This window comes from Ardenticatena maritima (assembly GCF_001306175.1).
Lineage (GTDB): Bacteria > Chloroflexota > Anaerolineae > Ardenticatenales > Ardenticatenaceae > Ardenticatena > Ardenticatena maritima.
The window spans coordinates 343550-356035 of sequence record NZ_LGKN01000003.1; the positions used below are offsets into that span (position 1 = coordinate 343550).

Annotated in this window: 8 protein-coding genes; 4 read left to right on the plus strand and 4 right to left on the minus strand. The window is 56.6% G+C overall.

All coding sequences use genetic code 11. The features are described from left to right. Both SE16_RS01570 and SE16_RS01575 read left to right on the plus strand, forming a co-directional pair. Window positions 1–1965, plus strand: coding sequence for a hypothetical protein (locus SE16_RS01570; protein ID WP_054492793.1), 1965 nt, complete (start codon window positions 1–3; stop codon window positions 1963–1965). A 23-nt stretch (window positions 1966–1988) separates the two neighbouring features. Then, window positions 1989–3293, plus strand: a complete 1305-nt coding sequence (locus tag SE16_RS01575) for a glycosyltransferase family 4 protein (protein WP_054492794.1) — start codon at window positions 1989–1991, stop codon at window positions 3291–3293. On the opposite strand, the gene SE16_RS01580 is transcribed toward SE16_RS01575, so the two are convergent. Then, complete coding sequence (locus tag SE16_RS01580; RefSeq protein ID WP_054492795.1) at window positions 3277–3735, minus strand: FHA domain-containing protein; 459 nt, start codon at window positions 3733–3735, stop codon at window positions 3277–3279. The genes SE16_RS01575 and SE16_RS01580 overlap by 17 nt on opposite strands. Then, complete coding sequence (locus tag SE16_RS01585; RefSeq protein WP_054492796.1) at window positions 3711–4463, minus strand: FhaA domain-containing protein; 753 nt, start codon at window positions 4461–4463, stop codon at window positions 3711–3713. Before SE16_RS01585 ends, SE16_RS01580 begins: the two co-directional genes overlap by 25 nt. A 274-nt stretch (window positions 4464–4737) precedes the next feature. On the opposite strand from SE16_RS01585, the gene SE16_RS01590 reads away from it, so the two are divergent. Beyond that, a complete protein-coding gene (locus SE16_RS01590) occupies window positions 4738–6081 on the plus strand; it encodes a P-loop NTPase fold protein (RefSeq protein WP_054492797.1) in 1344 nt (447 codons plus the stop codon). 5 nt (window positions 6082–6086) lie between these two features. Next, the gene (locus tag SE16_RS01595; RefSeq protein WP_160316969.1) at window positions 6087–9617 is read left to right on the plus strand and encodes a cyclic nucleotide-binding domain-containing protein; all 3531 of its coding nucleotides are present in this window, start codon (window positions 6087–6089) and stop codon (window positions 9615–9617) included. 71 nt (window positions 9618–9688) lie between these two features. Here SE16_RS01595 and SE16_RS01600 read toward each other — a convergent pair whose 3' ends face one another. Both SE16_RS01600 and SE16_RS01605 read right to left on the minus strand, forming a co-directional pair. After that, window positions 9689–11059, minus strand: coding sequence for a cytochrome P450 (locus SE16_RS01600; protein ID WP_054492799.1), 1371 nt, complete (start codon window positions 11057–11059; stop codon window positions 9689–9691). Then, a complete protein-coding gene (locus SE16_RS01605; protein ID WP_054492800.1) occupies window positions 11040–12476 on the minus strand; it encodes a serine protease in 1437 nt (478 codons plus the stop codon). The genes SE16_RS01600 and SE16_RS01605 overlap by 20 nt, the downstream gene beginning before the upstream one ends. Window positions 12477–12486: the final 10 nt, after the last annotated feature.

Genomic DNA, 12486 nt, shown 5'->3' on the forward strand with positions numbered 1-12486 from the left:
ATGACACGCTTGACGAGCCGCACAGCGTTGGGTGGCGCCTTGGCGGTGTTGGCGCTGGTCCATTGGGTGCTCATTGGACTGGCGGCGTGGGGCATGTTTCGCCAAGGCTGGTGGTTGGCGTGGCCTCTGCTGGTAGCTGCTGCGGGGCTTGCCGTGGTCGGGTGGTGGCGGTTAGCGCCACGTGAGCGGTGGACTGTGGCGGGATTGTCATTCGTAGTGCTCCTCTTTCTTCCCCCCGATACGAACATTGCTTTACATGGCGACGCCTCCATTTACGTGAATGAAGCCACCTGGATTGCACGCACAGGCGCTTTGCATGGTGTGTATGAGCCGCTGGCGCCCCTTTCCACCAGTGAGAGCGACCCCTTTTGGGTAGCCGATACCGAGCAAGCCCATCGTCGCGACCTGCGCTCGTATGATGGACTGCTCTATGGCGCCTGGTATATCCTGGATCCGGCCACCATGCGTATCCACGTCAGCCGCCCCCCACTATGGAGTACCTGGCTGGCGTTCGTGTTCAAGTGGGGGGGCTTGCGTGCCATGTTGTTCAGCACACCGCTCTTTGCTCTTCTGGGGATATGGGCTGTGTATGCCGTCGCACGCCAGTTTGTGATGCGCTGGGCGGCAGTGGGGGGCGTCCTGTTGCTGGCGTTGAGCTTTCCGCAGGTGCATTTTGGGCGCATGGCGTATGCCGAAATTGTGGGGCAATTTTGGATGATGGCGGGCTGCGCCACGCTGTTGGTCTGGTTACGCACGCGTGATGAGCGCTGGCTATGGCTGACCTTGTTGGCATGGACGACAACGTGGGCGGCGCGTCTCGATGCGTTGCTCTTGTTGCCCACGGTCGCGCTGGCGTTGTTTCTGGCAGGGCTTTGGCATGAGCGGGGACGCGCACCTTCGACTCTGCTTGTGCTGGTGGCGATGGTGTTCCTGCTGGGGGTGGGCACAAATAGGGCGTATGTTGGCGCTACGTATGAACTCGTTGCGGCGCGATGGTGGTGGTTTGCATGGGCTGTGCTGGCGGCATTCTTGGGCTGTGTCGTCGCGTGGCCGGTGGGGTGGTTGTGGGGGAAACAAGTTGTTCGATGGATGGAGGCAGCTGCGCCGCTGTTTGTGTGGGGGGCCGTCGTAGCATGGTGTGGGCTTGTCGTGTGGGGAACGTTGCCCTTGGTGATTCCTGGCTGGGAAACCCCTGCGCCTTTGCAGGAAATTGTCTGGTTTACGGGATCGTACACGTCGCCCCTTTTCTTCTGGCTGGCGGGGTTAGGGTTGTTTGCGGTGGCATGTCGTGGTGTGCGCCTGCCGCAAGGGGTATTAGGGTTTTTACTCATCAGCCTGAGCGCAGTGTTCCTCACACGGTATACTTCCGCACCTGTCTACCCTGTCTCGATGCGCCGTTTGGTGAGTGATGTTCTCCCATTGATGGCGATCTTTATCGCTTGTGTATTTGATGTTCTCTTGCAGATGCCACAACGCCGCTGGCGCTGGTTGGCTGGTGTTGTCATGTGTATAGCCATTTTGTGGGAAGGCGCCCTGAGCTGGCCACGTATGGACGTGGCGACGGGACAACAAACACCGGAAACCATTGCGCGTTTGGCAGAGAGTCTCCCCGCCGATGCCGTTATTTGGTTTGAAGCCCAGGATAACGATTCCTGGGTGGGGTGGTTGGCTGCACCACTGTATGCGTTTGATGGGCGGTGGGCGCTTCTTTTGGATAGCGACAGCCCTGATGCGCTCGCCTTGCGTCGGGCGGCTGATACCTATATCGCGTTGGGGCGTCCGTTGTACCTTGTAGCGCAAAAACCTGAACCGCCGCGTGCGCTCGTACCAGAAGGCTACACTGTCGAACAGGTTGCTCGCGATGTTTGGGCGTCCACGATGATTGGTCAACAGCGAGCCCCCTATCCGTTTCTCGTGTGGCAATTTGCTCATCCAATTTACGTGTATAGACTCATACCGCGCTAGAAGGGTACGGAAACGAGATTGATATGCGTATTGCATTTGTTGTACATAAATTCCCCCCCGAAAGTTTGGGGGGAACCGAAATCTACACATGGAGCCTGGCGCGGGCTTTGGCGCGTATCGGGCATGACGTCCATGTGTTCTACCCGTTTTGGGTGGAACCAGATGCCGCCGTTCCTGCCCGTCTCGAGCGGGATGGCATACACGTATGGCGTGCATTGCTTCCTCACCAGCAAGAAAACGCCGCTCGTCAATTTTGGCATACATTCCGTAATGGTGCGATTGAGCGACAGTTCACGCAATTTTTGCAAGAAGTGCACCCCGAGATTATTCATTTTCAGCATGTGCAAGGTGTTTCAGCACGTCTGCTGGAATTGGCAAAGGCGATTCCAACACTTTTGACACTCCATGACTACTGGTTCTTTTGCCCCAATAGCCAGCTGATTCGTCCTGATGGGCAGGTGTGTGGGGGGCCACAGTGGGGGCTCAATTGTGTAGATTGTGCAACGGTGCGCGCTGATTTGCGTGCGCTTCGTTATGCACGCCCATTAGTAGCGCTTCCTTTTGTGTATCGCAATGCCTATTTGCGTCGTCTTTTGAAATATGTGCAGGTGTTTATTGCCCCAAGCCAGTTTTTGCGGCAACAGTACATTGCGCATGGTTTTCCCGCGGAACGTATCATCCTGCTGGAAAATGGTTTGGACACATCACGGTTGCAGGAGGCCGGGGAACTGCCACCTCCCCCACGGCGTCCCCACTTTGGCTTTTTGGGGTCGCTAGCGTGGCAAAAAGGGGTCCACGTGCTGATTGAAGCGTTCAATCGTCTTCCTCCCGATGCCGCCGCACTGACGATCTACGGCAGCGACCAGGCGTTTCCCGACTATGCGGACTCGCTTCGTAAACGCGCCCGCCATCCCCTCATTCGGTTTGCCGGCGCGATTGATTATCGGGAAACGGGGGCGGCTTTGCGGCAGATGGATTGTCTTGTTGTGCCATCACTCTGGTTTGAAAATTCGCCGCTGGTGATTCAAGAAGCCTATGCCATGAACGTACCGGTGGTTGCGTCGCGGTTGGGAGCATTAGAAGAGAAGGTGGTAGATGGCAAAACCGGGCGGCTCTTCCCACCCGGTGATGTAGATGCCCTGGCCGCTGTACTTTACGACCTTATTATGAATCCTCAGCAACTCGTGGAGATGCGCACCCACATTCCGCCGGTGGTCACGATCGAATCGCATGCCACTCTCTTGCTCGATGTGTACGAACAGTTGTGCCGAGGCGAGCCGGTCTATCAATCTACTGTAGCGCTCCCCGCATTTACCCCCGAAACTTGAATATCGCGCGCCCCACTTGCACGAGGTCGCCGCTATCGAGTGGGGCGGGCGTGTTGGCGGAAAGAGGCCGCCCGTTTAAGCGTGTGGGGTTCGTTGCGCCCAGGTCTTCAATCCACCAGCGCCCCTCACGAAATTGAATGCGCGCATGTTCGGCGGACACATACGTATCCGGGACGACCACGTCGTTGCTCAGGTCGCGCCCGATGGTGGTGATCGTATGCACGGCGAAACGTTGCCCCTCAATCAGGTTGGCTTCTTCGCCTTCAATGACTTCGAGCAGGGCGCTCTGCTGGCGTGGCGCGGCGGGTATCGTTTCCCCCTGTGCGCTTTGCTTGACGTCACGCCAAACGAGTTGCGCCACTGCGAAGAGGAATGCATACAACAACAGCGCAAGCCCTATGCGAACGATGAAAATGGTTAGCGTGAATGCTTCGGTTGCCATGTCTCCGGTATCTCAAAAATCAGTTCCACGTTTGCAAACCGAATACGGTCGCCATCTTGCAACACGCATTCATCTTGAATGCGTTGCCCGTTGACAAATGTCCCGTTTGCACTTTCCAGGTCGCGTAGCACGTATTGCCCCTGGCGTAATTTGATTTGCGCGTGATGACGGCTTACCCCTTCGCTTTCGATGATAATGTCGTTGTCCATACTGCGCCCAATCGTCATAAATGGGAGATCAAGAGGAATCAGGCGGTCGCCCCAGCGCAGGCGTGCGCCAGTCGCCATCACCGAAGGCGTTTCGGGCGTTTCAATCGCCATTGGGGCGGTGAACATCATGGTTTGGTCTTGGGCGGAGAGGTCAACTAATTTGGCGTCAACTTCAACGCTGCCGCGCGAAATAGCCGGGTCGGGTTTGAATTCAATATGCGGGCGCCCGGCAAATGTCAGTCCGCGTTTTTCGCCCAGTTTCAACAAGTAGGAAACCATTTCACGCTCGAGAGTCTGCCAGTATCCCTCAAACTCTGCCGCATCTTCCGGATTGAGCCGCACAACATAATGGTTGGGCGCCAGCAATTTGCCGGCGGTGAGGATACGCCCATCTTCCATGGCATACCCCAGCCGCTTGGCGATATCGGCCGGTTCCAACCGCCCACCAAAGAGCCGGAAAAAAGGCTGCTCTAGCAGGCGCTCGATTTGCTCTTCCAGGGATGACCATCGTTTGGACATACGGGTTCTCCGCACATGTGGTTTGCTTGACGTGCATTATACGCCCCTCACCACGGCAGGCAAAGCCCAAGCCGCATGGGGTTTTCGCCGAAGATGAAGAAACAGGACAAAAGTTTGTTGGTTTCAGGGACGAGGGACAATTGTTTGCATTTCTTTGTGAGAAAAAAGCACTCTTTTTTGCCTAAAAAATATGCTAGATTATTGACATAACCGCCAATTTACTTTACAATAAAGCGCGCATGGATTTGTTGAAAAATCGAAGAGAGGGATGAGGATGTCCACACCATCCACACGCCTGTACCCACGGGCGGCACGCACATTCGAAGAAGCCTACGCCAACGCCGATTACCGCCTGCCCTTGCAAGACGAGCAACTGGACGCCTTCTATGTTGCCCGTTTTGAAAGCGGCGCACGCCTGCGTCTGTTGAAGCAAGAACTGGTATGGGGAGCAGAACGCGGTCTCACGACGAAATTCCTCATCTCCGGGCATGTCGGGTGTGGCAAGAGCACCGAATTGAACCGCCTGGTGCGCGAGATTGAACGGGATGAAACCTTGCGCCATCGCCTCTTCGTGGTCTCCTACTCTGTCAATGAAATTCTCGATCTTCAGGATGTGGACTACACCGACATTGTCTTTTCGATTGTGGTGGGCGTGTACAACCACCTGGAAAAGCTCGATCTCAGTTTCCCGCGCGACCGCATTGACGCCGTGATTGAATGGATTCAGAAGGAAATTGAGCGCTTTACGACAACCACACTGGGCGCGGAGATTGAAGTGGGGAGCGATGTCGGGGTCTCTAAATTGCTGCGTTTCATCAATGTGCTGGGGGTCAAGGTGCGGGGCGGTGGCACGATTGGGCGTGAGGTGCGCTACAAGGTGAAAAAACGCGCCCCCGAGTTGCGCGAATTGGTCAATGAGGTGTTGCGTCAGTTGAAGGCGCTGAGTGGGATGAATGTGCTCCTGGTCATTGACGACCTGGACAAACTCCCCAAGCGCGAAGCCTTGCGTGTGTTTCGTGACGATGGCCCCTTCTTGACCTTGCTGGATTGCATGGCTATCTACACCGCGCCCGTGTCGCTCATGTATGAGCTTGGGCATAGCGTGGTCACCGAAGCTTATCACTTCTATCCGGTCCCCATGTTCCGCGTCTCTTCGCGCCAGCCGGGGGAAAACAGCCACTTGCACGATATCGAGAAGATGAAGGAGATCGTCTATCGGCGCGTTTCCCCGGAGTTGTTTGAAGATGGCGTGGTGGACCGTTTGGTACGCCTGAGCGGTGGTGTGGTGCGCCACCTCATCAAAATGGTGCAAGATGCCTCGCTCTATTGCGCAACATTCGGACACCCGCGCATCTCTCACGAAGTTGTTGAATGGGGCGTCAATGAATTCAAGCGCGATTTTAGCCGCCGACTTTCGCTCAAAGATTACGCCCGCTTGAAGCGTATTCATGCGATCAAAGCGTATGAGGATGGCGAAGAAGCGTGGGAGTATCTACAATCGCTGTGCGTCCTTGAATACGTGGACGCTGACTATTGGTATGATGTGCATCCCATCGTTCAACTGCTGATTGCCGAGCGAGAACCGTTCTTGAATGATTTCATGGACACGAACGGATGAAGCGCATGGCGGCTGATGACCATCTGACAACTCGCACAGCCCTGGAAGCCCAATTCGGGCATCAGATTGCGCTGTTGCTCAAGATGATTGAATTGAGCAACCTGGGCGGTATTGCGACGGTTGAGTGCAACAACTTGCAACTGCGTCGCCGTCTCTTCCGCTATTTCGATGAGCGCCTTGCCGAACGCGGCATGTTGCTCTACCCCTTGCGCATTGACCGCCATGACTTGAACCTGGTGCGTGTGTTGCGCAATATCACCGACCAACCCGGTTTCAAAGACTTGGAATTGTTGGGGCGGTATCGCCGTATTGTTTTCTTCGTCTATGGGTTGGAAGACTACACACCACGCCAGCAAAAAAAGTTTTTGGAATTTCTCAACCTCTTCCGCGATGCCACCACCATCATCAAAGAGCCCATCATCATCTGGGCAACCAGTGATTTCATCGCCCGCATGGCGAGCGAAGCCCCCGATTTTTGGTCATGGAAGGGCTTGCTTTTCTCGTTTGATGACGATACCCCCCTGCAATTCGACGAAGCCTTACTGCCCGCCGAACAATACCTCTACAACATCGCACGCGACCCTTCCATTGCGGTCTGGTCGGAAGTGTATGTCCCCTTGCAACTCACGCACGTGCGTTTGAAGGAAGAACGCAACGGGAACATTGCCCGCGAAAAAGAACGCAGAGCTCCGCTGTATAGTCGCCTGCAAACGCTTGGCGAAACAACCGCTGTGAAATGGGAGCGCTTCGAGCGCCACGAAGCCCTTGCGGTACTTCGTGAGTGCCAGCGTGGGGTTGTGGTTGGCGACCCCGGCGCGGGGAAGACCACGATTTTACGCATGATGGCGCACCGTATGGCGGTTGAACAGTGGGAACGCATTCAGCAAGGTGCAATCGCGCCGCACGAGCCGCGCTTGTTGCCCATTTTTGTGCGCCTGAATGCCTTGCGCAAGGGATACACGCTTGTTGAGTTGATTACCGAACAGTTGATGCGTACCACCGGGCTGGACACATTCACCGTAGACGACGTGCAGGCGCTGCTGAAAGGAGAGCGCCTTACGTTGCCCGATGACCCCACGCCCGTGCGATTGCTCTTGTTGCTGGATGGGCTGAACGAAGTGGAATTTGATTTGCAGCGCGATGTCCTCTCCTGGTTCTACCAACTGGGGCGTGAACACCGCTTGATTGTGAGCACGCGGAATGATTATGCCCGCTTTTTGCCCCGTTTTTTGACGATGTACCTAGTGGAGCCGCTGGGTGATGAGGAAATCAAGGCGTTTCTGGAACGCTATGTGGGGCATCGCAATAGCGCCACCTTGTACCAGCAAATTATCGAGGATAATTCTTTGCACGACCTGGCGCGCTCGCCGTTGTTGCTCTTCATGTTGACGCAGATTGCCGATGAGGCAACCGGCTTCAAATTGCCGTCCGACCATGCCCACCTCTATCGCTTGTTTACCGAGCAGTTGCTGGCGCGCATTGAGGAAGAATGGTGGAATATTTTTGGGCGTAGTAAAGCGCGCATCAAACTGGATGTTTCGCGTGTGGCGTTGGCGCGCCTGGCCATCACCATGCAGCGCGAACGTCGGGCGACCTTGAATGTGCGGCGTTGCTTCTGGCTCATCAAGGAAGCCGCCTATCTGCAAAGCGCCCAAGGCTCGGTGCAAGATATTTTTGAGGGCTTGCTGTTCAGCGGGCTGATTCGGCTCACACCCAACCGCAAGGCGGTTGAATTTATGCACCAGGCGGTACGCGAATTTTACGCCGCCTGGTATTTGGTGACATACGAGGAGCCGATTGAATTCTACCTTGATGAGAGTGGGTTGACGCACTGGCAGGGCACAGCGGCGCTCTATTTGGGATTGCACCCCGATAAAGGCATCGCTTTTCGCCAGTTGCTGGGCGAGGAAGGCGCATACCAGCGCTATTGGCTGGCGGCGCGTGCATTGGAGCATGTGGGGCTGGAATCAAAAGCGTGGCAAGAGATAGAGCAGGCGTTTCTGCATGATGAGAAATGGTTGGCGCGCTTCAAGTTGGCGTGCGGGTTGGCGATGGAATGGCGTGGGAAGTTGAGCGACGCCGTGCTCTATTTGCAGGACGCCATCGCATACGACCCCGAATTGGCTATTGCGTCTTACGAATTGGGCATTGTCTATCGGTTGCTTGGCGATTTGGAGATGGCGGCTGTCGCGTTGCGCTCGGCGATTCGCATTGACCCCACTCTGGTTGATTCGTACAACCAGTTGGGCATTGTCTACTTCGAGATGCAAGATTACACGCGCGCCATGTATGTCTTCCAGGCGGCGATTGACCTGGAACCCGAGAACCCGCATCACTACTTCAACTTGGGGCTGGCGTACAAGATGCTGGGGCAGTACGATGAAGCGTGGGCGATGTTTGAAGAAGTCCTGCGTCGCGATTCCGGGTATCGTGAAGCGCGTGAACAACAACAGTTGATTGCCCTGGCTCGCAACTTTGACCGAATCGCTTTTCTGGAACGCATCTTGCTCTTCCGTTCCCTTTCATTGGAGCACCTTGTCCTGTTGAGCCACTCGCTGGAAGAACGCACCTATGCACCTGGGGAGATGATCGTCTGGCAGGGTGAAGAAGGCGATCACCTTTTCATCATCGAATCCGGCGAAGTGGAAGTGATCGCGCGTGACGCCGAGACGGGCGCTTTGCGGGTGCTCAACCGCTTGGGCACAGGGGATTACTTCGGCGAAATTGCCTTGCTGGAAGAGGGCGCGCGTCGCACGGCGTCGGTGCGTGCTGTGACGCCGGTGCGTGTGCTGGCGTTGCATCGCACAGATTTCATGCGCATCAAGGAAGAATCGCCTGACGTGGTCAGTATGCTTGTGCAGACACGCAATGACCGCTTGGAAGCCGATGTGCGCCACACGTTGGAAGAAAATATCCAGCGTTTTCGTGAGTGGCGGCGTCAGGCGAGTGAGCATATTCAGCAATACAAGCAGGGCGAGCATCAGATGACGGTGTTGGCGGCGGATATTCGCAATTCTACGCCGCTGACGCAACAATTTGGCGCCACACGTTGGCTGCGGTTCTTGAAAGATTTTTATAGCGACATGATCGAAGTGGTGGGGAATCGTGGCATCATCTATCAGTATGTGGGCGACCAGATTGTTGCTTTGTTTGAAAAACCGTTAGATGCGGTTGCGTGTGCGGTGGATATGCAAACCACCTACATGCGTTTGTTGCACCAGTGGGAAATGCGCCTGGAAACACCTCTGGAAAGTGGGTTGGGGGTTGGTATTGCCACCGGCACAATTGCGATTGAGGATACGGACTTTGATGCGGTGTTGGCGGGTACGCCCGTTGTGCTGGCAACGCGGTTGAGCGCACGCAGTAAAGAGCGTAATGCAGTGTATCTCGATGAAACAACGTTCAAAGCCATTTTGGGAAGCCCTTACTGGGCGGAGATGTTGGAGCATCCCATCTTGCTGAAAGGGTTTCATGAACCGGTGCGTGTCTATCGGCTGGCGCGTGTTGCGGGGCAGCCAACTGAAAGTGTTGTGTGAGCAAGACGGCGCAGTGTGCAGACGAGGCAGCCCTGACAGGGCTTTGGGGCACCTGTCAGGGCTGTTGGCGTTTAGCGCGGACGTTTGCTAATGGTCATCAACATGCCATGTGCGGGGCGCAGTGTCACCGAAGGCCAGAGCGCAATGGGATGCCCCGGCACCAAATTCAATTCGTAGTGTTGTGCCAGGCTCGCCAGAATCAGCATGATTTCTTGCATGGCGAAATGCTTGCCGATGCAGATGCGCGGTCCGCCGCCGAATGGGAAGTAGGCAAAGCGGTGCGCCGGCTGACGGGTTTCGTCGAGCCAGCGTTCGGGGTCGAAGCCTTCGGGGTTGTCCCAAAATGCTGGATGGCGGTGTGTGACGTATGCGCTGGTAATCACGAAGCCCCCGGCGGGAATGTGATACCCCATGATACAATCTTCTTCGCGCGCTTGCCGCCCCACGACCCAAGCCGGCGGATAGAGCCGCAAAGATTCTTTGATGACCGCCTCGGTGTAGCGCAACTTGGGGATATCTTCCCATGTCGGCAGACGCCCGCCAAGGACTTCGTCCAGTTCCGCGTAGAGCCGTCGGCGCACGTCTGGGTGTTGTGAAAGCAGCATCCATGTCCAGGTGAGGGCGGTGGCGGTGGTTTCGTGCCCCGCCAGGAAGATGGTCATCACCTCATCGCGGAGCATGGTATCGTCCATGAAGGTGCCGTCGTCCTCATACCGGGCGCGCATCAGCAAGCCGAGCAAATCTTCGCGGGGTTGGTTTGCGCGTCGGCGTTGTTCGATAATGCCATACACAATTTCATCCAGCGCGGCGACCGCGCGTTCAAAGCGGCGTCCGGCGGGGGTGGGAATCCAGCGTTCGGGGTAGATAGCCATGGGCATGCGGGTATGGGCGAACGCCAGGATTTCATCCAGCGCGGCGCGTATGGTGGCGGCGGCGTCGCCAACGTCCACGCCAAACATGGTGTCGGCGATGATGTCCAGGGTGAGCCGCATCATTTCCTGGGCAATGTCAAGCGGCTGGTTCTCTTCGAGGGTGTCCCACGTTGCCATGAAGGCGCGGATGTGTGTCCGCATGGTGTCGGCAAACTGTTGAACGTGGCGCGGGGTGAAGATGGGCTGAATGAGGTGGCGTTGACGCCGCCAATGTTCCCCTTCCGCCGTAATCAAGCCTTGCCCCAAAACGAGCGCAATGCGTTGGTAGGCTTCGCTTTTGACATAATTTTGATGATTGTCGCGCAAGATGTGTTGCACGCCGTCGGGATGGGCAACGAGTGTGATGGTGCGCCCTGGAAACTGTATGGCGACGATATCCCCATGTTGCGCAAATGTTTCCAGTAGAGCGCGTGTGCGGTGGCGGGCAAACTGGCGAAAGTCGCCTTTCCACCAGGAAAGTTTGACGACCGGCGGTTGGAGCCCTGTCGGTTTAGCGTGTCTCACTGACATGGATGAAGTACCCCCCTGTGTCAAATCCTACGGCATCACGCACCAGTACAAAATACGTCCCCGTTTTTGGGGCTGTGAATGACACTTGCGCATCCAATCCGAAAAGCCCCCCGCCGCTGTCATCATCGCTGGCGAGGAACTCCTCGTTTCCTAGCGTGATTTCGTCAATCAAAATGTTGGCGTCTATGGCGATGGATTCAACGCGCAGCGTGACCTCTTCGCCTTTTTTGAGCGGCAGGAGAAAGGTATCCATGTCGCTCGGGTAGTCAATGGCGCCGGTGTAGGTTGTTCCGGGCGTCAATTCTGTGTCATCGTCGGGGTCAGGAAAGCGGGCGATGGGCACACTGCTGGTCAGCTCCACATCGGCCGAGTATGAATTGTACTGATAGACTTCCACCCAATGGGGGATGGGGTCGAGTGGGGTGAAGGTGGCGTTTTCGTCGCCGGTGAGTGTGTTGTCGGTGTCGGTCACGATGTATGCCAGCGCGTCCACAATGCGCACGCCCAAATCGTTGGCCGATGTAGCGGTGACTTCAATCTGGTCGGTTGTTGTGGGCCACATGACCCAGACCGCCGTGCTCCAAATGGTTTGCAGTGTGGCGGTGTCCTGATAGGTGGCGTTTTCCAGCGAGAAAGCGGGAAAACGCCCCAACCCGTCTGTTGACTCGCCTTGCGCCAGACGTTGCAGATGAGACGCAATATCGGGGCTGGAAGCCGCCAGTGCAAACTGTCCATTGCCAAACGAAAAACCGCTCAGCCCGATAACGTCGCCGCGTGGAGAGACCAGTGCGCCCCCGCTTTGTCCCCCCGTGACGGCAGCGTCGGTTTGCAAGTAGGTCAGATTGCCGGGCGTCCACTCACGCAGACGCGCCAACAGCCCGCGCGTGATGGTCGGTTGCGGCTCGTGCTCAACTTCGGCGGGGTAGCCGACCAGATAGACTTCGCTCCCAATCGGCAACGTTTCCCCATCCGTCAGGCGCAGCGGTGTGTGAGTGTCGTTGGGAAGCGTGATGACGGCGAGGTCTCTGAGCAAATCCCAACCCACAACATGGGCTTCGGCGTACTCCGTTCCATCAGGAAAACGAACGCGCACCGTCTCAAAAGGCCACACAACATGGGCGTTTGTTGCGAGGAGCCCTTCGGCGAAGACAAAACCGCTACCGGTGGCGGTAGGCGTTTCAATGAACGCTACGGATGGCGCAACACGTTGGAAAATCGCCGCCGAATCCAAAACCGCGGGGGTGGGCGACGGGGTTGGTGGCGGTGTTTGTGTGGGACGGGTGGCGGTTTGGGTGGCGTAAATCGCGCCGGCGACTTCGGTGGCAATCGCGGCGCGCTCGCTTTCGGAGACGCCACCGCACCCGATGAGCACCCAGACGCTGGCGAGCAAAAACCCCAAAGCCAAGAGACGCTGCATGTTTCCAATC

Bases quoted from the DNA above. Each gene is read 5' to 3' on its own strand.
- SE16_RS01590 (WP_054492797.1), top strand. From the start codon at position 4,738: ATGTCCACACCATCCACACGCCTGTACCCACGGGCGGCACGCACATTC.
- SE16_RS01580 (WP_054492795.1), bottom strand. From the start codon at position 3,735: ATGGCAACCGAAGCATTCACGCTAACCATTTTCATCGTTCGCATAGGG.
- SE16_RS01570 (WP_054492793.1), top strand. From the start codon at position 1: ATGACACGCTTGACGAGCCGCACAGCGTTGGGTGGCGCCTTGGCGGTG.
- SE16_RS01605 (WP_054492800.1), bottom strand. From the start codon at position 12,476: ATGCAGCGTCTCTTGGCTTTGGGGTTTTTGCTCGCCAGCGTCTGGGTG.
- SE16_RS01575 (WP_054492794.1), top strand. From the start codon at position 1,989: ATGCGTATTGCATTTGTTGTACATAAATTCCCCCCCGAAAGTTTGGGG.
- SE16_RS01600 (WP_054492799.1), bottom strand. From the start codon at position 11,059: ATGTCAGTGAGACACGCTAAACCGACAGGGCTCCAACCGCCGGTCGTC.
- SE16_RS01595 (WP_160316969.1), top strand. From the start codon at position 6,087: ATGGCGGCTGATGACCATCTGACAACTCGCACAGCCCTGGAAGCCCAA.
- SE16_RS01585 (WP_054492796.1), bottom strand. From the start codon at position 4,463: ATGTCCAAACGATGGTCATCCCTGGAAGAGCAAATCGAGCGCCTGCTA.